Origin of the sequence: Helicobacter pylori NCTC 11637 = CCUG 17874 = ATCC 43504 = JCM 12093 (genome assembly GCF_900478295.1) — a bacterium.
Lineage (GTDB): Bacteria > Campylobacterota > Campylobacteria > Campylobacterales > Helicobacteraceae > Helicobacter > Helicobacter pylori.
The window spans coordinates 857,327-879,523 of sequence record NZ_LS483488.1 but is presented as its reverse complement, the minus strand read 5'-3'; the positions used below and the strand labels follow the sequence as shown (position 1 = coordinate 879,523).

The following is a 22,197-nucleotide window of genomic DNA, read 5'->3' as shown; positions in this document are numbered from 1 at the left end:
TTTAAAACCTTGTTCCCATAGAAAATTCAAAGTGTTGCGTGTAATCGTCCATGTTGGGGTTGAAGCATAGCCCTTTGCATTTCTTGCCATTGCCATCGCCCCATTGGTTGAAAAACGCTATAGGGAAAATCAGCACCAAAGGCCCCATGGGCGAAATCCATTCAATCTGCAAGCCTGTGGAAGCCCTCCAAGTCGCTCTTTCAAACCCAGCCCCTATCACGCCATAATCTTTAAAATTCGCTGTCGTAACAGGAGCGTTATAGAAGAAACTCCCCCTAGTTGGGGTTTTAAAGGTTAAGAAACCAAAGTCAAAAAACCACGCTAAGCGCATTTTAGCCGCTTTTAACACCCCATAGCTCAATTCAGTAGAAGCGGTGAAAATCCCATCGCCTCCAAGCCACAAGCCAAACTCATCTTTAGGCGTAACCGATCCGTTCCTAAAGCCTCTCACCGTGGTTACGCCCCCCATGTAGAAGGTGGAGTTTAAGGGCAAGTAATCATCGGTGTTATACCTAAAGATATAGCCCCCTTGCGTTTTAAAGCGAGCGATCAAATCTATCAATAAATATTTTTGCAAATGGTGATAAGCGGCGAATTTACCATAGACTTTAGTGTTACGGACATTCCCACCTAACCCGTTCCAAGAATTGAGCGTGCCAGAGCTTGGCAAGCCAGACATTGTCGCATAGGAGCTAAAGATAACCCCATTTCTAGGGAAATAATAATCATCGGTGTTGTCATAGCTTACATCAAGGGTGAAAGAGCTGGTGATAGGCGTATGGTAATCCCTATCCCAAATACCTCTTATTTCTGGTGAAGTGGTGATCGCTCCAGGACTAGAACAGCTTTCAGGTTGTAAGGGGGTTTTACCGCCTGATAAGCGATTGATAATCACTGATGCGGGAGTAGAACATTGCCTTGGAGAAACCACTTCATTAACAGAGGAATAGTAGCGGTTGTATAAAGGACTGCTGAAACCAAGGAGCTTGGTAACATTCAAGTTATACCCTAAGCTCACATGGGTTCTGTTACCCAGCATGCGCCCGACATTCACCCCAAAGCCCCCGCCTTGTTGGATGTATTGGTAGCTTATCCTGTAATCCGCATAAAGATTGATCGTAGAGCTATACCAGCTGTCAAAAATCCTTGGATTAGTCAAGCTCAAATTCCCGGCAAACATACGCCCCGCTCCTCTTGGCATGCCCGGATAAGATCTGCCCCCTCCTGTAGCAATGTTAGCATACAAGCTCATGCTTTGGCCTGTGCCAAAAAGGTTTCTTTCGCTCACGCTCCCATTAAGCATGAGCCCTCCATAAGAGCCATAGCCTAACCCAAATTGCAACTGCCCGGTGCGCCCCTCTTCTACGCTCACTAATAAATCCATAAGCGAGCTATTAACCCTTTTTTCTTCAATTTTGACTTTAGAGAAGAACCCTAAACGCCTTAAAGAATTTTCAGAATTTCTCAGTTTAGTCAAGTTGTATTTATCCTTAGGCCCTAGTAACAATTCCCTCCTAATGATCCTATCGCTCGTGCGTTGGTTCCCTGAAATGATGACATCATTGATATACACCATATCGCCCACTTCAATACGATAAATGACTTTCACAAGCCCGTTTTTTTCATCTTTATCCAAGTCTGGCTTCACCACCGCAAACGCATAACCCTTATCGGCGATTTCGGTTTTTAAAATTTGCGCATCCGCTCTTAAATGCTCAATATTAAAGACATCTTTCCTTTTAACTTTAAGGGCTTTTTCTAAGGTTTTTAAGGGGACTACCGGGTTGTCAATCTCTATTAAAATGTCTGAAATCCTGTATTGGATCCCCTCTTTGACTTTATAATGAAGCTTAGCGTCATGGGTAGAAAAATCCGTTTTCAAAAAAGGCGAAGAAATGTGAGCGTCCAAATAACCCCTACGCATATACACATCTTGGATACGCATAGAATCGTATTCTAATTGATCTAAACGCAATTTCCCATCATTCAAGCCCCACATCCAGCCCATGAAATCGCGCTGTTTGTTCGCGCTCAAAGACTCAATCATGCGGCGTTTTAATTTCGCACTTCCCTCATAAATGGATTGTTTGATATAAATGCTATCCCCCCTATTCACATCAAACACGATCAATAACGCGCCCTCACTGACCTTTTCTGTGCGCACCTCCACCACGCTCCCATAATAGCCCTGCCCCTCTAAAGCCGTTTTTAAAGCCGTTTTAGCATGCTCTAATTTTTGCTCATCAAAGGTGTCGCCCTTTTTGATCCCCATTTGGGATTTTAAGCCGTCTTTTTCCTTTTCAGTCCCATAACCCTTGATTTCTACCCCGGCAATCCTGGCTTTTTCATCAAAATGAAACTCTAAAATGCCGTTTTCAAAAGTGGCATAAACGTCTTTAAAATACCCTTGATTGAACAAAGCCAAAACAGCGGTGTCTATTTTTTTAGAATCCACAATATCGCCCACACGAATCTTTACAATCTCATTAGCGAGCATGTCAGACATGTAAGAAAGCCCGACATAAGAAATGGACTTGACTTTCATTTCTTTAGGCGTTTGATTGGATTGAGAAGTTTCTTTTTGAGCTTCATTTTTTGGAGCCTCATTTTTTGGAGATTCTTGAGAGACTTCTTTTGGAGAGGTCAAATCGTTTGGTTTAGAGCCGTCATTTTCTAAAGCTTCAACGCTGGTATTGATACATGCGAAAACAAGAGAGGATAGAATTAATTTTTTAATACTGATTTCCTTAATAGATTTTAGCTTGAGTGTTGTTAGTAGCGTTATTATAACTAATCATTCTTAAAAACGCTAAAAATTATTAAAATTTCTGTATAAAATTATACAAACTATCCCTTTCTACCGCAACAAAACCAGCGTCCTTGATTTTAAATATCAAATCTTCTTTTTCTAAACCATGCCGGCTCTTCGCGCCTGCCGCGCTTTGAATGCTCTCTATCTCTATCGTGCCGTCTAAATCGTTAGCGCCAAATTCTTGAGCCACTAAAGCCAAATTCAAGCCCAAAGTCGCCCAATAGGCTTTAATGTGAGGGACATTGTTTAACAGAATGCGAGATATGGCGATGGTTTTTAAGATTTCTATCGCACTAGGGGATTTTTCCACATTCAAATAATTGTTTTCTTTTTGATACAACAAGGGGATAAAAGCGTTAAAGCCCCCTTCTTTATTTTCTACTTGATTTTTAGGGCTTTGGATTTTTTTGATTCTTAGCATGTGATCGATGCGATGGATTTTATTTTCAATATGCCCAAAAAGCATGGTAGCGTTACTCATTTTGCCTAATTTGTGCCAATAAGCATGGATTTCTAACCACCGAGAAGATCCCACCTTACCACTACAGATTTTACGCCTAACTTCTTCATCAAAAATCTCTGCTCCCCCGCCAGGCATGGAATCCACCCCAGCTTTGAGCATGTCTTCTAGCACCAATTCAAAAGGTTTGTTGAATTTAGTGCTTAAAAAATGCACTTCTGCAGCGGTCATGGCCTTTAGGTGTAAGTTAGGCATTTCTTGTTTGATGGTTTCAAACACTTTCAAATACCATTCATAAGAATAATTAGGGTTATGCGCGCTCACGATATGGACTTCTTTAATCCCCTTGTTGTAGGAGTTTTTAACCTTTTCTAGGATTTCTTCTAAGCTCATTTCATAAGGGTTAGGGTTTTTTCTGTGGGCTGAAAAGGCACAAAATTTGCAAGCGTCCGCGCAAATATTACTAGGGTTTAAATGCCTATTGACATTAAAATACACGATTTTTTGGTGCATGTTTTGGCGCATGCGATCCGCTACTTCCCCTAGCGTGTATAAATCATAATCATAAAGCCTCACTAATTCTTTACTTTCAGTAACTTGATTGTCTAATACTTTTTCTAAAAAATCCATGGTTAAATTGCCCTTTCGTTTTAAAGATAAACATTGTAGCATTTTTAGATTTAAGAATGCTTTTTATATATTATATAAAAATATCCCCTTTTAACCCCCTATTGATACCAACCCCTTTTTGACCTAATTCTCATTAAATAGATTTTTATGATAAAATCTAAACTTTATCAAGCCATTAGCCGGTGTTCTTTCTCATTTTTGTAAATTTTTAAAAATTTTCATACTCCTGTTTACTTTTTCATTATCATTTATGCTATAATTATGGGACAACTTAAACCAACACAAAGGAGATACTATGTTATCAAAAGACATCATTAAGTTGCTAAACGAACAAGTGAATAAGGAAATGAACTCTTCCAACTTGTATATGAGCATGAGTTCTTGGTGCTATACCCATAGCTTAGATGGCTCGGGGCTTTTCTTGTTTGATCATGCGGCTGAAGAATACGAGCATGCTAAAAAGCTTATCGTCTTCTTGAATGAAAACAATGTGCCTGTGCAATTGACCAGCATCAGTGCGCCTGAGCATAAGTTTGAAGGTTTGACTCAAATTTTCCAAAAAGCCTATGAACATGAGCAACACATCAGCGAGTCTATTAACAATATCGTTGATCACGCCATAAAAGGCAAAGATCATGCGACTTTCAATTTCTTGCAATGGTATGTGTCTGAACAGCATGAAGAAGAAGTGCTTTTCAAGGATATTTTGGATAAAATTGAGTTGATTGGTAATGAAAACCATGGCTTGTATTTGGCTGATCAGTATATCAAAGGGATCGCTAAAAGCAGGAAATCTTAATTTTAGGGTCATTGAGTGCAAAAACTAGCCGTTTTTGATTTTGACTCCACGCTAGTCAATGCTGAGACGATTGAGTCTTTAGCGAGGGCGTGGGGGGTGTTTGATGAAGTGAAAAAGATCACTTTGAAAGCTATGAATGGCGAGACAGATTTTCATAAAAGTCTTATTTTAAGGGTTTCCAAACTCAAAAACATGCCCTTAAAACTAGCCAAAGAAGTTTGTGAAAGTCTGCCTTTATTTGAGGGGGCGTTTGAACTCATTAGCACCTTAAAAGAGAAAAATTACAAGGTGGTTTGCTTCAGCGGAGGCTTTGATCTAGCGACCAATCATTACAGGGATTTATTGCATTTAGATGCGGCTTTCAGTAACACGCTGGTAGTGGAAAATAACGCCTTAAACGGCTTGGTTACGGGGCATATGATGTTTTCACACTCTAAAGGCGAAATGCTACTCGCTTTACAACGCTTATTAAATATCAGTAAAACGAACACTTTAGTCGTGGGCGATGGGGCGAATGACTTGAGCATGTTCAAACATGCCCATATTAAAATCGCTTTCAACGCTAAAGAGGTTTTAAAACAGCACGCTACGCATTGCATCAATGAGCCTGATTTAGCCCTAATCAAGCCTTTGATTTAAAAAAATTTTTTTGTAAAATACTCCTTTTAAAGGATAACCATGTTCCAACCCCTATTAGACGCCTTTATAGAAAGCGCTTCCATTGAAAAAATGGCCTCTAAATCTCCCCCCCCCTAAAAATCGCTGTGGCGAATTGGTGGGGAGATGAAGAAATTAAAGAATTTAAAAAGAGCACTCTGTATTTCATTTTAAGTCAGCATTACACAATCACTTTACACCGAAACCCTGATAAACCTGCGGACATCGTTTTTGGTAACCCCCTTGGATCAGCCAGAAAAATCTTATCCTATCAAAACACTAAACGAATATTTTACACCGGTGAAAACGAATCGCCTAATTTCAACCTCTTTGATTACGCCATAGGCTTTGATGAATTAGACTTTAGAGATCGTTATTTGAGAATGCCTTTATATTATGATAGGCTACACCATAAAGCCGAGAGCGTGAATGACACCACCGCACCCTACAAGATTAAAGGCAACAGCCTTTATACTTTAAAAAAACCCTCCCATTGTTTTAAAGAAAACCACCCTAATTTGTGCGCGCTCATCAATAATGAGAGCGATCCTTTGAAAAGAGGGTTTGCCAGTTTTGTAGCGAGCAACGCTAACGCTCCTATGAGGAACGCTTTCTATGACGCTTTAAATTCTATTGAGCCAGTTACTGGGGGAGGAGCCGTGAAAAACACTTTAGGCTATAAGGTTGGAAACAAAAGCGAGTTTTTAAGCCAATACAAATTCAACCTGTGTTTTGAAAACTCACAAGGCTATGGCTATGTAACCGAAAAAATCATTGACGCTTACTTTAGCCATACTATTCCCATTTATTGGGGGAGTCCCAGCGTGGCGAAAGATTTTAACCCTAAGAGTTTTGTGAATGTCCATGATTTCAACAACTTTGATGAAGCGATTGATTACGTGAGATACTTGCACACGCACCCAAACGCTTATTTAGACATGCTCTATGAAAACCCTTTAAACACCCTTGATGGGAAAGCTTACTTTTACCAAAATTTGAGTTTTAAAAAAATCCTAGATTTTTTTAAAACGATTTTAGAAAACGACACGATTTATCATAATAACCCTTTCATTTTCTATCGTGATTTGAATGAGCCGTTAGTATCCATTGATAATTTGAGAATCAATTATGATAATTTGAGGGTTAATTATGATGATTTGAGGGTTAATTATGATGATTTGAGGGTTAATTATGATGATTTGAGAATCAATTATGATGATTTGAGAATCAATTATGATGATTTGAGAATTAATTATGATGATTTGAGAATTAATTATGAGCGCCTTTTGCAAAACGCTTCACCTTTATTGGAATTGTCCCAAAACACCTCTTTTAAAATCTATCGCAAAATTTATCAAAAATCCTTACCCTTATTGCGTGTAATAAGGAGGTGGGTTAAAAAATAAGGCGTATTTTAAGACTGATTAAGAAACTGAAGCGCTATTTTAAAATGCGCTAACGCTTCTTTTTTGAGCGTGGGGTTTTTGAGCATGTCCTCTAAAGCATGGGTGCTTAAAAAATGTTTTGTTTTTAAAGACACGATGCGCCCAAAGGACTCTTCTTTAGAAAGGTTTAAAAGGCGTTTGGGCAAAATCTCGCCAAATACCACAATGACTTTTGAAGCGCTGTTGTCTAATTGCCAGGTTAAATGAAATAGGCATGCGTTGATTTCTTCTTCTAAATTAAGGCTGTTAGAGTCGCATTTAAGGAGCGATAAAATACTGCAATCTTTTAAGGGGTAGTTAAAAACCTTTTGGATAATGCTCTCTAACATGGCTGCTTTTAAATTGTTTAAGAAATTTAATTGGCTATCCAGCATAGGGGTGAGCGTGATGAAAGCGAGCTTGGAAGTGGGGTTAAAAAGCCCAATCACCGGTTTTGAATGTTGATGGCGTTTGCACAGATTGCAATTTTCTATGCCCTCATGAACTTGTTTGTTAAGGGGCTTATTTTGAGGCTTGGTAAGGCTAGTATTGGTGTAAGTTTCGCCCAAAAGACGCTCCATATAAAGAGAGCGTAAAGTTTGAAGGCGTGAGTGTTGCAAAGCGTTCAGTCTTTATGCTTTTTGAAAGCGTGAGGGCTTAGCATGTTTTCTGGCTTGAAAATATCGTCCAGTTGCTCTTTAGTTAAGATTTTCTTTTCTAAAGCGATGTCATAGATAGAACGATCGCTTTTTAAGGCTTCTTTAGCGATCATAGCGGATTTTTCATAGCCGATATGCGGATTTAGTGCGGTAACAATGCCAATGCTGTTAAAGACATAATCGTGGCAAATCTTTTCATTAGCCGTGATGCCTTCCACGCATTTAGTCGTTAAGGTTTCAATCGCGCGCCCTAAAATCACAAAGGAATGGAAAAGCTTGTAAGCGATAACCGGCTCAAACACATTGAGTTGCAATTGCCCTCCTTCTGCGGCTAACGCCACGCTCAAATCGTTCCCAATCACCGCAAAGCACACTTGATTGACCACTTCAGGGATCACCGGATTGACTTTACCGGGCATAATAGAGCTACCCGGCTGCATTTTAGGCAAATTGATTTCATTCAGCCCGGCTCTAGGGCCTGAGCTAAGCAACCTGAGATCGTTACAAACCTTAGAAAGTTTCACCGCAATACGCTTTAACACCCCACTCACTTGCACATACGCCCCGGTGCTTTGAGTGGCTTCTATCAAATTATTAGCCATGACAAAGGGGCGACCCGTTACTTCTTGGATTTTCTTTTCAATCAAACTGCGATAATCCGGGTGCGAATTGATCCCTGTGCCAATAGCCGTGCCGCCTAAATTAAGCTCTCTTACCCAATTCCTAGCGTCTAAAACCTGCTCAATATCCCTATCAACCATCAAGGCATAAGTTTCAAACTCTTGGCCTAAAGTCATAGGCACAGCGTCTTGAAGCTGGGTGCGCCCCATTTTAATCACATGAGCGAATTCCTTAGCTTTTTGAGCGAAAGCGTCCCTTAAAGCTTTCATGGGAGCGACTAAATTGCTCAAGCGCTCATAAATAGCGATTTTTAACGCACTAGGATAGGCGTCATTAGTGGATTGAGAGCGGTTGACATGGTCGTTTGGGTGGCAAAATTGATACTCGCCCTTTTTATGCCCCATGTATTCTAAAGCCAAATTAGCGATCACTTCGTTCATGTTCATATTCGTGCTTGTGCCAGCCCCCCCTTGAATCATATCCACAATGAATTGATCATGGTATTTGCCATCAATGAGCAAATCGCACGCATGGCAAATCGCAATCTTAAGCTTTTCATCAATCAAGCCTAATTGCGCGTTCGCTAAAGCAGCCGCTTTTTTGACTTGAGCGAAAGATTTGATAAAAACAGGATAACTGCAAAGCTTGTCATTAGTGATGAAAAAATTTTCACTCGCTCTTAAAGTTTGGATCCCATAATAAACTTCATCGCTAATTTCCATTTGCCCAATGAAATCATGCTCAATACGCATAAAAGCTCCTTATGTAATAATTGAAAAATATTCTAGCTATTGTAACCAAATATTGAGCTATTTTTCTTTTAAGCGCGCAACTTTTGCCCCTAAGGCGTTGATTTTATCCTCTAATCTCTCATAACCCCTATCCAAGTGGTAAATCCTATGCACCCTACTCACGCCCTTAGCCACTAAAGCGGCTAAAACGAGAGCCGAAGAAGCCCTTAAATCGGTCGCCATCACATCGCTTCCGGTAAGCTCTGTGGATCCGCTAATGGTAGCCACATTGGTTTTTAGGCTGATATTAGCCCCCAAGCGTTGCAACTCGCTCGCATGCATGAAGCGGTTTTCAAAAAGCGTCTCTTCAATCACGCTCGTCCCCAAACACTGCGTGGCTAACGCCATGAATTGCGCTTGCATGTCTGTGGGAAAGCCCGGGTATTCTTTCGTGGTGATTTCAAAGGCTTGTCGTTTTTGGGCCGGATAAATTTCTATAGAATTTTCTTGAATGTCTAGCGAAAAACCAATTTCTATGAGCTTGTCGGTGATCGCTTGAAGATGGTTAGGGATGATACGATTGATTTTAAGCTGGCTGTTAGTGATAGCCCCCACGCATAAATAAGTGCCTGCTTCAATCCTGTCTGGTATGATTTGAATGCCTTTTAAATTCAAAGCGTCATTTTCTACCCCCCTAATCTTTAGCTCACTGCTGCCAACGCCCTCAATTTCTACCCCCCCACTCTGTAAAAACGCGCACAATTGAGTGATTTCTGGCTCTTTAGCAGCGTTAATGATGCGCGTGATCCCTTTGGCAAGACTGGCTGCCATGAGGGCGTTTTCTGTGCCTGTAACGCTGATCTTATCAAATAAAATATCATTCCCTTTCAAACCTTTAGGGGCTTTTGCATGGATATAGCCTTGCTCAATTTTGATTTCAGCCCCTAATTGTTGCATCGCTTTTAAGTGTAAATCCACAGGCCTTGCTCCTATAGCGCACCCACCGGGCAAACTCACCAAGCATTCTTTAAAACGCGCTAATAAAGGGCCTAAAACCAAAATGGAAGCGCGCATTTTACGCACCAAATCGTAAGTGGCTTCGGTGTGGCTCAGGGATTTAGCGCTGATTTGGAGCGTGTTAGGATTAAGCCATTCTAAGCTTGCGCCTAAATTTTGCAACAATAACGCCATCGCTTTTATATCCACCACTTGGGGCAAGGATTTGATTTTGACTTCCTGTTGGCTTAAAAGCGTGGCGGCTAAAATGGGGAGTGCGGAGTTTTTCGCCCCTGAAATTTCTACCCCCCCTTTTAAAGGGACTTGTCCTACAATCTCTAAAAAATCCAATTCTATCCTTTTTCTTTTTTATTCTTAAGGGCTAAGCCGGTAGCGTTAGCGATTTTTTGTTGGTAATTAGGGTTAGCGTTTTCTAATTCTTGCCCAAAATTAATAGCGTCTTCTAATTCAAAAAATTCTGAAGCGACTAATTTTTGGATCGTTTCTAACCACAGAGTTTCTTTATCTTTGGGGCAAATTTTAAAACGCTCATTGAAGTCGTTTTTCAGTTTTTCTAAAGCTGGTGCACTTTTAAGGTTTTTGATTTGTTCGCTCAAATCTTCTAAAGAAAGGCTTTTATTAGGAATATTTTGCTTTAAGGGGGGGCGAGTAAGCCTCCAAACAAGCCCCATTAATAACACAGGCAACAAGCATACAAAGAGGATCAAATACATGTAAGCGTAATAAGTCAAATTGCCCACGTTGATAAGATTTATAAGCGTTTTTTATAATAAGCGTTACTCGCTTCAATATAGCCTTCCACGCTCCCGCAATCGTATCGTTTGCCCTTGAACTGATAAGCGATGATGCGCTTTCTTTTGGCTTGAGTGCGTAAGGCGTCTGTGATTTGGATTTCATTGTTTTTACCCGGTTTCGTCTCGCTTAAAATTTCAAAAATATCCGGGGTTAAAATGTAGCGCCCTATCACGGCCAGATTGCTTGGGGCGTCTTCTTGGCTTGGTTTTTCCACCATGTCTTTAATCTCATACACCCCCTCTTCTAACCATTCGCCCTTAATCACGCCGTATTTTGAAACTTCTTCTAGCGCCACTTCCTCAATGGCTACAATGGAGCATTGGTATTTTTGATACAATGAAGTCATTTGCTTTAGCACGCTTGGATAATCATGGCTTATGCATAAGTCATCAGCTAAAATCACCGCAAAAGGCTCATTGCCTATCAGGGCTTCTCCGGTTAAAATCGCATGCCCTAAGCCTTTCATTTGCTTTTGGCGCACATAGGAAAAACAGCATTTTTCTATAATGTTACGAATGCTTTTTAGGGCGTTTTCTTTGTTGGTGCCTTGGATTTGATGCTCTATTTCATAGCTCGTGTCAAAATAATCTTCTAAGCTTCGTTTGTTTCTGCCTGTAACGATCGCCATCACTTCACAGCCCGCTTCCATCGCTTCTTCCACAGCGTATTGGATTAAAGGCTTATCCACAATGGGCAGCATTTCTTTAGGAATGGTTTTAGTGATCGGCAAAAAGCGCGTGCCATAGCCAGCGGCAGGAAAAAGGCATTTTTTAATCATGGTTTGTCCTTTGAGTTAAGAGTTTGTTCTAAAAATCCATCAATAGGGATGAAATTCCCAAAAATTTCTTGATAAATCAAGTAATTGAGCATGACTCTAAAGCCATACAAACGGGTTTCACTATAAGGCATAAGCTCCATGCTAAGCCATGGCTCAAAATGATTTTTTTCTTTAAATCGTTTGGAGCTTTCTAACCACCTCCTTAAAAACCCAGGCCCAGCGTTATAAGCGTAGGCGACAAAAAGGGGGTGGTTGAATTCTTTTTTCAAATGGTTCAAGTAATAATTGCCAAATTTGAGGGCGATATTGGGGTTAAACATGTCATTTAGATCAACATTATCCATGCCAAGGCGTTTAGCGAAAGACCCTACATTAAAAGGCATGATCTGCATAAGCCCTAGAGCGAACGAGCGCGAAATGACTGCTGGGAGCAAGAAACTTTCTTGCCTAGCGATCGCATACGCCATAGCCCTTTCATCTGTATTTTGCCATTCAATAATGCCCTCATAAGGGGATAAATAATAATAAATCTTGTCTTTATTGCGTTGGCTTAAAAGATAGGTCAATTCAGGGGCGCTTTTTTCATAATATAGGCTTTTTAGCATCGCATTAAACGCGTCTTCACCTTTCAAACTCAAGGTTTTTTCCTTAAAAATTTGCCACGAAAAAGGGTCATAAGTGTTAAAAGGAGGATCTTCCTGGCTTAAATTCTGGATGTGAGAAATGATGCGATAACTGGGCGTGGTCTGGAGTTTACGGCTCGCATAAAGACTATAGAGGTTTAAGGCAGGGCTTTGTGAAAGGCGTTCCAAAGTTTTTTTCTTTTTAGAGACTAAATACTGCCAAAAAATCGCTCTGTCTTTTGAAAAATCATCGTCTTTAACCACCGCTTCTGATCGTTCAAAATACTTGAGCGCTTTAGAGGGTTTTTTGCGCAAGATTTCGTTAATCCCTAGAATAAAAAAGGTTTGCGCGTTGCTTTGGGTGGCGTTACTTTTAGTGAGAGCGTCTTTAAAATGATCCAATTTAGGATCTAAGATGACTTGATAGATCAAGCGGTTAAACGCCGGGTAATTTTCATCTAAAAGGCGGTTTAACTCTTTAATGGGGATACGCTCTTCAAAAATTTGGAGCTTTTTTTCATAACTCAAATGATTGAAAAGCGCGCTAAACACTTGCGCGTTAGCTTTAAACAAAGAAGCGCTCACATGCTTACTTTGCAAGATTTCTAATTCTTCATAAAGAACGGGGTAAGCCTCTTTGATTTTAATTTGTAAGGGCTTAAGGGTTTGAAGGGGGATTTTATCAAAATCTCTGATTTTTGATTTTAAAGCGATAGCGATACAGCTTGCTTGGAAAGTGTCTGTTTCTTCTAGCATGCTTTCTAAAGCCGTTTGCTTGCAATAAATCTCTTCAGGCAATTTGACATCAGGGTTTTTTTCTGAATTGTCTGAGCCTTTTTCTTGCATGGCCTTTTGTAGGGCGTTATTTTTATTTTGAGTCAATTCATAGGCTTTTTTAGCGTTTTCTAAACTGGTTTTTTTATCGCTAATATAACGCCACAAATAATAATCCCTAACGATCCCGGCGGGCTTTTTTTCTAAATCTTTTAAATTGAACTCGGTTTGAGAAAAACCAACGCCAAGCATACCGATAAAAAATAAAATAAAAAAACGCATACGGTTATTTTCTTTAAAGGTTTTTAGCAAGCATGAAAAGCCACTGAATGAGCGTGAGATCCAAGAATTTCAAAACAATGACCACCACTAAAGGAGCGAAATCCAACCCGTTAAACACAAGCTTGAATCTAGAGCGTAAAAAATAAAACACCGGCTCACACAAGCGAGCGAGGATTTGCATGATGGGGTTATTAGGGTTAGGCTGCACGAAGCCTAGAAGCGAATAAATGATCACCACCCACATATAAATCGTAATGAGCGAGCTTAAAATCACCGCTATCGCATTAACAAGGGTAGAAAAAATCATGCTTTGAGCCTTAAAACTTCTTGATAGTGGCTTTGGATATAGGGGAAAATCAAAGGCAATTCAACGCCATGCGAGTTCCCGGTTAAAAGGATGCGCAAAGGTTTGAAAAAATCCTTACCCTTAAGCTGGCTTAATCGCATGGCTTCTTTTTTAAAACTTTCAAAATCCTTATAGGCTTGAAAATCCATGCTTTTTAGAGCGTTAAAAAGCGCTAAACAACGCTCTTTAAAATCTTCGTTTTCATAAGTTTTAACAATATCTTTTGGCTCTAAAAACAACGAAATTTTTTCTTTCAATTCTAAAAGCGTGCCGCATTCTTCTATAAACAATCTTAAAAGCCCTAAGAGGTTTTTATCTTTTATTGAAGTGAGTTCTAATAACTTTTCATCGTCTAAAAGCTTTAAATGCTCGTGGTTTAAGTGTTTTAAATATTTTAAATTAAAATGAGCCGGGGAACTGGAAAGATTTTTTAAATCAAACCATTCTATCGCTTCATCAAGGTTAAAAACTTCCTTAGGCACTTTATTACCGATAGTGATGAGATAATTCGCAATCGCAACCGGTAAAAACCCTTGATTCAAAAGCCATTTCACGCTGGACGCTTCGTCTCTTTTACTCATCTTTTTACCGCTTGTTTCATCTAAAATAATGGGCAAATGCGCATAAACAATCGGATCGTTTGAGCCTAAAGCTTGCTGGATTAAAATTTGTTTGGGGGTGTTGCTCACATGATCTTCACCTCTAATAATCAGACTGATTTCATAGAGCAAATCATCGCATGCGCAAGCGAAATTATAAGTAGGGCTTTTATCCTGTCTCAAAAGCACAAAAGAATCCAATTCATCAGGCTCAAATTTCACTTCTTTTTTAATCGCATCGTTGAAAGACACCGCATGATTTGGGGCTTTTAAACGCACCACAGGGGCATGGTGCTTGTCTTTTTCTAAAGTGGCCCACTCGTCTGAATACCTGAAAGGGCGTTTTTCATTTTTGGCTTTTTCTTTTTCTCTTTCTAAAAACTCCGCGCTCGCATAACAATAAAACGCTTTATTTTCTTTCAGTAATTTTTCCGCCATTTCTCTGTGGTAATCTATGTTATGGCTTTGATACACGAGCTTGTCCCAGCTTATCCCCATAAGCTTTAAAATTTCTAAAATTTCCTGGTCTTTGCCTTCAATGTTGCGCTCTTTGTCCGTGTCTTCAATGCGAATGAGAAAGGGTTTGTGTTGCTGTTTGGCTACAATGTAGTTAAAAATGGCTGCCCTTAAATTCCCTATGTGCATATCCCCTGTAGGCGAAGGTGCAAAACGAAGCATAAAAACCCTTTATTTAAAAATAGTTTTTGATTATACCTAAAGAATACTTAATTGTGTTGTGGTGGTTCTGTTTTTATCAAACATGAATAAGCATTATTCAAGAGATTAGCGCTTGGCTAACGCCAAGCTCTTTATGGTTGGTTATCAAAAAGCTAAAAGCGTTTTTTATTCAATCACTTCATAAATAACTTCTGTCTTCCAACGGGTTTTAGGGGTGATTTCTTGGTTGCGATAACCAAAACAAGCCATTACCGACACGCCAAATTCCGCCGTGTTCAGATAGCCTTTTTCCTCTAAATAAGCCTCCACTTTTTCTTGATCATACCCTTCAATCGGGCAAGAATCAATCCCTAACATGGCCGCTGCCATCATCATGTTCGCCATTTGGATATAAGTCTGCTTGCTAGCCCAATCAAACAAGGATCGTTCGCTATTGAGTTTCATATCGTTCTCTTGGAAATTTTTGATGATTTGAGCGAACCTGGAATTAGTGTCATAATCCCTTTTTTTAACCTCATGCATCACTTTCTTAACGTAATCGCTGTCATAAGTAACGCCTTTTCGCGCAAGATAAATGACAAAATGACTCGCTCCCTCTAAACCAAAAAGTGCCCCCCAGGCCATCGGTTTTAAATCTTCTTTCATGCGTTCATTCTTTAATAAAAGCATTTTCCATGGCTCAAGCCCGATTGAAGAAGGGGCTAACCTCCCCACTTCAACCAAAGCTTCCCAATCTTTTTGGGAAATACGGCGATTGGGATCGTATTTTTTGCAGCAAATCGTTGGTGCTGTAAAGCAACCACTTGTTCTCTGTCCATTTTAATGATCTCCTTTTTCTAAATAATGATAAACGGCTGCCATATCCAATGCGCCCAAACCGGATTTTTCCGCTTGAGAATAAAGCTCTTCTGCTTGAAATAAGAATGGCAACTTTATCGCCTCTCCTGCTTCATTGTTGGCTAAACGAATGTCCTTGAGCATGAGCTTCAAACTGAAAGCGGCCGGATAGCTATCTTGCAACCACATGCCTTTTTTAGCTTGAAAGAGAGGCGAATTCATGCCAGATTGGCTAATAATTTGTAAAAACAACTCTGCATCAACCCCTAAATGTTTGGCTAATAGCAAAGCTTCTGAATAAGCAACCCCCATTTGAGCTAAAAGGCTATTGATGGATAATTTAGCCCCTGTCCCTTGACCAATCTTACCCAAATAAAAAGTTTGACTCCCTAAATGCACCAAAACAGGTTTGAGTTGAGTGATCACTTCTTTATTACCGGCTGCTAAAATCAATAACGCCCCGGCTTTGGCCGCGCCAACCGATCCTGAAACGGGTGCTTCAAGGTAAGTTACTTGATGCTTTTGAGCGGTTTTTTCTAAAGCCAAGCTTTCCAAAGGAGCGATGGTGCTCATATTCACCACGATTTTTTCAGACATCTGTTCCCAAAATTCTGGCACTAAAACAGCATCAATCGCCGTTTTATCCGAAAGCATAATAAAAATCAGATCAACTTTAGCGGCCAAATCTATAGGGTTAGTATAAACCGCTACGCCCTTTTCTTTTAAGGGGGCTGCTTTGCTCTCTGTTCGGTTATAAACCGATACTTTTAAACCCGCATCGCACAAACGAGTCGCCATAGGAGTCCCCATAGCCCCAAGTCCAATCCATCCTATTTTCATTTAACCCTCACTTATTAGCACAAATACGCCATTAAATGCTGCACCACTTTTTTAAAATCCAAACCTTTGACAATGACTTCATTAGACACAAAACTATCAGTCTCTCCTAAAATCCATTTCTTAGGCCATTGAATCGCATCCATCGTTATCATGTTTTCTCTGTTTTTAATTTTTTCTGCCTATTGGCGAATGGTTTATAGCATTATTAGGTAAATAATGACCCTTAACCCATTCAATCAGCCATTCTAAAGCGTTATTTTTGGGGTGAGCGATGACTAAATTTAGGCATTCGTTCAAGATTTCGCCGATTTGTTGGCACTGGTAACCTAAATTTTGGAGCGCGCCGCCCTTAAGGGCTAGGTGTTCTTTTTTAAAAGGTTCGTTAGCGTTAAATATCTCTTTTAACAAGCTTTTAATTTTTAAAGCGTGTTTGGGGTTTTTGAGCGCATAAAAATCTAAAGCCAAATTAAAAGGCTCTAAATCGTAGTTTTTCAATAAAAATTTTAATTCTGTTTTGTTATGAATGTTTAAAAAAGCTTTATGGCATTCTTTAGCTTGAGCAAATAAAACACATGTTTTTTTAGGGTATCGTAGATTTTCTAAACTTTTTTGATGCTTAAAAAACCCTAACAATCTTAATTCCAGATTGAAAGGCACGTTTTTTAAAAACCCTAAATTTTCTATTTTCTCTTGAATAACCAACTCTAAAATTTCTTGATATTCTTTAGCCACTTCATAGGCGTTTTTCCCCATAAGAAGCTTATTTAATTCGCTTTGCAAGCGCTCTTTGGAGAGGTGTTTTAACAAATCCTTACACGCAAAAACCGCTTCTTTAGTGCTTGGCGCTATCTTAAAGCCTAAAGTCGCGCTAAATCGCAGCGCTCTTAAAATCCTTAAAGCGTCTTCAAAAAACCTTAATCGCGCTTCCCCCACGCATTCAATCACTTGATTTCTAATCGCATTCTGCCCTTTAAAAGGATCAACAATCCCTTTTGTAGGGCTATAAGCGATCGCATTCATGCTAAAATCGCGCCGCTTTAAATCGTCTGTTAAACGCGCGCTAAAAACCAATTCTTTAGGCTTTCGGTGTTTGATATGCCCCTTTTCCATTCTAAAAGTTGTGATTTCATAGCTTTGATGGTTTTTAAGAGCCGTGATCGTGCCATGTTTGATGCCGGTTTCTAGCACCCTAAAATGGTGCTTTAAAAGAAGCTCTTTGCTTTCATTGACTAAAGCGTTTGAGGTCAAATCGTAATCTTTTGGGGTAATGCCCATCAAACAATCGCGCACGCACCCCCCTACCAAGTAAAGCTCATGAGGGGATTTTTCATAAATGTCAAACAATTCTTTTAATCCTTTTTCTAACTCAAACACGCTTTTTACTCTTAAAATTTCTTTGTGTTATTATATCTTTTTAGAATTTTTAAGGAATGTTGATGGGACAAGAAATTTGCGTGATCGGTTTTAGCGGCGGGCAAGACAGCACCACTTTGGCTGTATGGGCGAAAAAGCGTTTTAAAAAAGTCTGTTTAGTGGGGTTTGATTACGCGCAAAAACACTCTGTGGAATTAGAATGCGCTCAAAAAATCGCTTCTCTTTTGCAACTCCCTTATGAAATCATCTCGTTAGATTTTTTAGAGAATATCACCCGCTCCGCGCTTTTTAAAAACTCTAACGATTTAATAGGGCATTCGCATGCACAAAATAAAGATTTACCCAATTCTTTTGTGCCTAATCGTAACGCTATTTTTATCACCCTTTTGCATTCTTACGCGCAAAAACTAGGGGCTAGCAATATCGCTTTAGGGGTTTCGCAAGCGGATTTTAGCGGCTATCCGGATTGTAAAGAAGATTTTATTAAAAGCATTGAGCATGCCCTAAATTTAGGATCAAACACGGCGATTAAAATCCTAACGCCTTTAATGTTTTTGAATAAAGCGCAAGAATTTCAAATGGCTAAAGATTTGGGCGTTTTGGATTTAGTCATCAAAGAAACGCACACCTGCTATCAAGGAGAGCGAAAGATTTTGCATGCTTATGGTTATGGCTGCGATGAATGCCCGGCATGCCAATTGAGGAAAAAAGGCTATGAAGAGTTTCAAACTAAGGTTTTGTTTCAATAAAGCGTTGGTAAAAATGCTCAAAAACATATTTAAGACAAGCAATCAAAGAGCGGTAAAAAGCATGTTTTAATGTTTGTTTTTAAAGTTATATGTATAGTTAAGATAAACGCTCACCACTCTTTTATAATCCAATTTATCCCCATAATTATCGCTATAGTAATTGACTTTAAAAGCTGGCACTTTAACCCCTAATTCAACACTAGAACCTCCAAGATAGTTTTCATCGCCATAGCGATCAATATCGTATTCATCATTATTCCAACGAACGCCAAATTTTCCTTGTAACTGAAAAATCGTGTGGCTTTTGACTTGATTGAAAGGGGTGAGATTGTTACTTGCAAACCAAGTGCTACCCCCTAGTTCCATGCCAATCACAAGCCCTGAAGATTTTCTAAATACATGCCTTGATGCTTTTTTTAATGTATTAGCGTCTAGCGTTCTGCCGGTCATATCTTTGTAAAATATAGAGAGCCCTTTTACCCTTCGTTCAACATATTTTTGGGACGCTCGCTTATCGTTAGTCCAATTAATGAGCAAATCCGTATTGAAACCATAGGGTAAAAAAACGATTAAACCGCTGCCAGGAACAGAACCAACGCCACCAAGTTGGTAACCGAAAAAAAGAGAGTGCCTAAACCCTATAATCCTTTTTTTACCCAAAAAATATTTATACCCAAAGCTGAGTTCATTAAAAAGACCGCCCGATCCACCATTTCCTGCGAATCGGTTAGCGATCTTTGTTGAATCTTTCACAGCATTTAAGGCGTTTTGTGCATCTCTTATGGCTTTTGTGTTTTGTGTAGGGAATAATGAATTTTTTGCGTTATTGATCGCTTCATTTAAGGCGTTTTCTGCTGAAGCTTTTTCGCCGATACTACCTTGTCCTTGAATATAGCTTCCTTCTGCAAAATTCAAACCTAAATAAAATCCGTTCCTTTCAGCGTGGAGCCAAAACGAGAGAAAGAGAGAGAGTAAAAGAGCTTTTTTCATGGTTTTTCTTTATTTTTCTTTGGTTTAAGATTTGATATTATGATTAGGTATTTTATCATAAAAATAAGATTTTAGTGATTGGGTTTTAATGAAAAACACAATTAAAATGAAACAGCCACAAAACCACCACTTAATCAACATTAAATCAAAAACATGTTAATCTTTAGTTATTTTTAAATTTAGGAAATCCCATGCATCAAAACAATAAAACTTTTTTACCCAGCCAATCCGCTCACCTCTCTAAAATCATTCTTTTTTTAAACACCGGCTTTTTAGCCTATCTGTTAAGCGCTTGTGGGGCGAATGTGCCTATAGAAGAAGTGCTAGTTAAAGATCCCAAAGAGACCAAAGCCCAAGAAGTCGCCAGAGAAGAAAAAGCCATCCAGCAAGAAAACGCCACTATTGATGCGCGCACCACGCCTTTAATCAATCGTTTCACTAATTATAACGCTTATGGCTCTTTAAACGGCTTTTACAATTCAGTGGATAACCTCAATTCGCCCATGCAAAACGGGATGTATGGAGGCTATTACATGCCTTATTATTACATGCCCTATGGTTTCATGCCTTATGGGCCTTATGGGTATGGAGCGCCTGGATACTTCCCTTACGTTTTTTATTGATTAGCTTAAAACAGCTTGCACTAAACAATAAGCGTGTTGGTGTTTTTACTCAAACGCGCTTATGTTTTCTAATGGTTATTTCTAACATGCTAGGGTGGTGTGATAGAAAAAGACTATATTAAGAGGAGATATTCTTATGCGTATAGTTAGAAATTTATTTTTTGTATCGCTTGTGGCTTATAGTAGTGTGTTCGCAGCGGATTTAGAAACCGAGGCTAAAAACGACAAAAAGAGCGGTAAAAAGTTTTACAAACTCCATAAAAACCATGGATTAAAAACCGAGGCTAAAAACGACAAAAAGCTTTATGATTTCACTAAAAATAGTGCTTTAGAAGGCATAGATTTAGAAAAAAGCCCTAGCCTTAGCCTTAAAAGCCATAAAAAAAGCGACAAAAAGTCTTACAAGCAACTCGCTAAAAACAATATCGCCGAAGGGGTGAGCGTGCCGATTGTTAATTTCAATAAAGCTCTGTCTTTTGGGCCTTATTTTGAAAGGACTAAAAGTAAAAAAACCCAATACATGGACGGCGGGTTGATGATGCACATCCGCTTTTAAGCCCTTATTCATAATCCAAAAACGCATGCGTTTTAAGGGTTAGGGTTTTAGGGAAATATTGCACAAACAAATCCAAAAACACTTTTTCGCCAAAGAAATCCCCAGCGATCGTTACTTCTTGAACGCTAAAATTCTGCACATTATCCCAAATGAAATTCCCTAAAAACTCCGCTAAAGAATCCAAAATCCCCAAACTCAAGATTTCATTTTCCACGCCTGCGAGCCTGAAACTCATCGCGCTGTGCATGATCTTTGAAAAGTTTAAAGCCATTTTCAAAGAATCGTCTTTAAGGATTTTATAATCAATCCTAGGGCCTTTAGGGCGTAAGCATTCTTTAGCCAAAGAAATAACGCTCTGCGTGCAAAAATCCTCGCTGTAACCCAAAATAAACCCTAAAATTTGGAAAAAATCCAATAAATTCGTGCCCCCTAGATTGTATTTAGAAAGCTCTAAAAGGCGCGCGTAAAAATCAGGGAATTTAGTGGCGTAGTTTTGTAGCATTCTAGAGGCTTTTTCATCTTGTTTGAGGAGGTTAAATATTTGATTGAAATCAAAACTAACGCTTAAAAGCGTTTTTAAAGAACCATTAGCATGCAATAACAACCTTGTAGGGCGCTTGAAACTAAAATACAAAACGATAGAATTGGGGGTTGTGCTTAAAAACTCTAATTCATCTTTAAAGGGAAGGGTAGAAAGGTTGTTTTCTAGCACGAATTTTTTAGTGGGTGTGATCAAGCGTTTAGGGGTTTTAAAAAGCGCTTCATAATGTAACAGCGCTTCTTGCGGATCATTTGCATGGATAAAAACAAATTCTATCCCCTCATCTTGTAAAATATGACACAATAAATTCAATATGGGGTCATAGGGTAGTTGGACTATGATTTCATCGTTTTTAAAAGTGTCCTTAAACACGCTTTTTAATGGGGCTTTGATGGAGGGTTTTTCCAAACTAGCCAAATATTTAGCGTCCTCTAAAGGCAGTTTAGTGCAGCTCAAAACGCTAGAAAGATCGCTAAAAATAACGCTTGGAGAGAGCTTTTTTAAAGAAAGGGATAACGCTCCCCTAGAAGTGTGAACAGGGATAAAGTCCTGTGTTTTGAGCATGCCTTTTAATTGGATTAAGCAATCTATAAGCTCTTTAGGGCTATGGATTATATCTCCTTTAAAAGCGGTGTTTTTGACAAAACCCAACGCATTGGCATATAAAGATGCATTTTTGTCTAAAAAATCTTGATGCTCTTTAGCGTTCATAAAAAGGGGCTTTGAAAGGCTTGTTGTTTGGAAAAGATTTTCATCTAAAGGATCTGTGATTTCCTTTAAAGACAAAAAGCTAAAATCTAAAGAAAAGGGCAGAATTTCGCTGAGTTTTTGCGCGAACTCTAAAGTAATCTCAGCGCTCGCTTGGAGGTAGAAAGAAGTGGTATTATCCTTATAAACGCTATAAAAACGCGCTTGCAAATTGCATGCCATTCGCTCTAAAAGGGGCGTAAAATTCAGGCTTGTTTCTTCATTAACGCATTTAAAAAGAAAGACAAACGCCAA

General features: G+C 39.2%; 20 protein-coding genes and 2 pseudogenes. 6 read left to right on the top strand and 16 right to left on the bottom strand.

Going from position 1 to position 22,197, the window contains the following annotated elements:
- Position 1: 1 nt before the first annotated feature.
- Together bamA and mqnE are read right to left on the bottom strand one after the other, a co-directional pair.
- Positions 2-2,737: an outer membrane protein assembly factor BamA gene (gene bamA / locus DQL14_RS04465; RefSeq protein ID WP_108168882.1), complete on the bottom strand. Its 2,736-nt coding sequence runs from the start codon at positions 2,735-2,737 to the stop codon at positions 2-4.
- A gap of 82 nt (positions 2,738-2,819) precedes the next feature.
- Entirely contained in the window at positions 2,820-3,902 is a 1,083-nt protein-coding gene (gene mqnE, locus DQL14_RS04460; protein WP_108168881.1) for an aminofutalosine synthase MqnE, read from the bottom strand.
- A gap of 295 nt (positions 3,903-4,197) precedes the next feature.
- Between mqnE and DQL14_RS04455 the strand changes: the two genes are divergently transcribed.
- The 3 genes and pseudogenes from DQL14_RS04455 to DQL14_RS04445 all read left to right on the top strand — a co-directional run bounded on the left by DQL14_RS04455 (position 4,198) and on the right by DQL14_RS04445 (position 6,764).
- Positions 4,198-4,701, top strand: a complete 504-nt coding sequence (locus tag DQL14_RS04455) for a ferritin (RefSeq protein ID WP_000949227.1) — start codon at positions 4,198-4,200, stop codon at positions 4,699-4,701.
- A 15-nt stretch (positions 4,702-4,716) separates the two neighbouring features.
- Positions 4,717-5,340 (top strand): phosphoserine phosphatase SerB, encoded by a 624-nt coding sequence (gene serB, locus DQL14_RS04450; RefSeq protein ID WP_108168880.1) that lies wholly within the window; start codon positions 4,717-4,719, stop codon positions 5,338-5,340.
- Positions 5,341-5,379: 39 nt separating this feature from the next.
- Positions 5,380-6,764, top strand: a pseudogene (locus DQL14_RS04445) (glycosyltransferase family 10 domain-containing protein).
- A gap of 8 nt (positions 6,765-6,772) precedes the next feature.
- Here DQL14_RS04445 and DQL14_RS04440 read toward each other — a convergent pair.
- The 12 genes and pseudogenes from DQL14_RS04440 to DQL14_RS04390 all read right to left on the bottom strand — a co-directional run bounded on the left by DQL14_RS04440 (position 6,773) and on the right by DQL14_RS04390 (position 17,736).
- Positions 6,773-7,363: a uracil-DNA glycosylase family protein gene (locus DQL14_RS04440; RefSeq protein WP_108168879.1), complete on the bottom strand. Its 591-nt coding sequence runs from the start codon at positions 7,361-7,363 to the stop codon at positions 6,773-6,775.
- Positions 7,364-7,407: 44 nt separating this feature from the next.
- Positions 7,408-8,814, bottom strand: coding sequence for an aspartate ammonia-lyase (aspA, locus tag DQL14_RS04435; RefSeq protein WP_001217480.1), 1,407 nt, complete (start codon positions 8,812-8,814; stop codon positions 7,408-7,410).
- A 57-nt stretch (positions 8,815-8,871) separates the two neighbouring features.
- Positions 8,872-10,140 carry a UDP-N-acetylglucosamine 1-carboxyvinyltransferase gene (gene murA / locus DQL14_RS04430; protein ID WP_108168878.1) on the bottom strand — a complete coding sequence of 423 codons (1,269 nt, stop codon included), beginning with the start codon at positions 10,138-10,140 and terminating at the stop codon, positions 8,872-8,874.
- A gap of 2 nt (positions 10,141-10,142) precedes the next feature.
- Complete coding sequence (locus tag DQL14_RS04425) at positions 10,143-10,550, bottom strand: hypothetical protein (protein ID WP_022576680.1); 408 nt, start codon at positions 10,548-10,550, stop codon at positions 10,143-10,145.
- Positions 10,551-10,561: 11 nt separating this feature from the next.
- On the bottom strand, positions 10,562-11,383 hold the full coding sequence (gene galU / locus DQL14_RS04420; protein WP_000591495.1) for a UTP--glucose-1-phosphate uridylyltransferase GalU: 822 nt from the start codon (positions 11,381-11,383) through the stop codon (positions 10,562-10,564).
- A complete protein-coding gene (locus tag DQL14_RS04415) occupies positions 11,380-13,062 on the bottom strand; it encodes a lytic transglycosylase domain-containing protein (protein ID WP_108168877.1) in 1,683 nt (560 codons plus the stop codon). The genes galU and DQL14_RS04415 overlap by 4 nt, the downstream gene beginning before the upstream one ends.
- Positions 13,063-13,075: 13 nt before the next feature.
- A complete protein-coding gene (locus DQL14_RS04410) occupies positions 13,076-13,369 on the bottom strand; it encodes a YggT family protein (RefSeq protein WP_108168876.1) in 294 nt (97 codons plus the stop codon).
- Complete coding sequence (gltX, locus tag DQL14_RS04405; protein WP_108168875.1) at positions 13,366-14,685, bottom strand: glutamate--tRNA ligase; 1,320 nt, start codon at positions 14,683-14,685, stop codon at positions 13,366-13,368. Before gltX ends, DQL14_RS04410 begins: the two co-directional genes overlap by 4 nt.
- A 165-nt stretch (positions 14,686-14,850) precedes the next feature.
- A pseudogene (gene frxA, locus DQL14_RS04400) lies at positions 14,851-15,503 on the bottom strand (NAD(P)H-dependent flavin oxidoreductase FrxA).
- 1 nt (position 15,504) lies between these two features.
- Positions 15,505-16,362 carry an NAD(P)-dependent oxidoreductase gene (locus tag DQL14_RS04395; RefSeq protein WP_108168874.1) on the bottom strand — a complete coding sequence of 286 codons (858 nt, stop codon included), beginning with the start codon at positions 16,360-16,362 and terminating at the stop codon, positions 15,505-15,507.
- Positions 16,363-16,376: 14 nt separating this feature from the next.
- A complete protein-coding gene (locus DQL14_RS08500; RefSeq protein ID WP_165695278.1) occupies positions 16,377-16,514 on the bottom strand; it encodes a hypothetical protein in 138 nt (45 codons plus the stop codon).
- A 13-nt stretch (positions 16,515-16,527) separates the two neighbouring features.
- A complete protein-coding gene (locus DQL14_RS04390; protein WP_108168873.1) occupies positions 16,528-17,736 on the bottom strand; it encodes a CCA tRNA nucleotidyltransferase in 1,209 nt (402 codons plus the stop codon).
- Between the two features lie 62 nt (positions 17,737-17,798).
- On the opposite strand from DQL14_RS04390, the gene queC reads away from it, so the two are divergent.
- Positions 17,799-18,485 carry a 7-cyano-7-deazaguanine synthase QueC gene (gene queC / locus DQL14_RS04385; protein WP_108168872.1) on the top strand — a complete coding sequence of 229 codons (687 nt, stop codon included), beginning with the start codon at positions 17,799-17,801 and terminating at the stop codon, positions 18,483-18,485.
- A 66-nt stretch (positions 18,486-18,551) separates the two neighbouring features.
- Here the strand turns inward: queC and oipA are convergent, their stop codons facing one another.
- Complete coding sequence (oipA, locus tag DQL14_RS04380) at positions 18,552-19,475, bottom strand: outer inflammatory protein OipA (RefSeq protein WP_108168871.1); 924 nt, start codon at positions 19,473-19,475, stop codon at positions 18,552-18,554.
- Between the two features lie 191 nt (positions 19,476-19,666).
- On the opposite strand from oipA, the gene DQL14_RS04375 reads away from it, so the two are divergent.
- Positions 19,667-20,098, top strand: a complete 432-nt coding sequence (locus DQL14_RS04375) for a hypothetical protein (protein WP_108168870.1) — start codon at positions 19,667-19,669, stop codon at positions 20,096-20,098.
- Between the two features lie 136 nt (positions 20,099-20,234).
- A complete protein-coding gene (locus tag DQL14_RS04370; protein ID WP_108168869.1) occupies positions 20,235-20,654 on the top strand; it encodes a hypothetical protein in 420 nt (139 codons plus the stop codon).
- A 4-nt stretch (positions 20,655-20,658) separates the two neighbouring features.
- On the opposite strand, the gene hydE is transcribed toward DQL14_RS04370, so the two are convergent.
- Positions 20,659-22,197 carry a hydrogenase biosynthesis protein HydE gene (gene hydE, locus DQL14_RS04365; protein ID WP_108168868.1) on the bottom strand — a complete coding sequence of 513 codons (1,539 nt, stop codon included), beginning with the start codon at positions 22,195-22,197 and terminating at the stop codon, positions 20,659-20,661.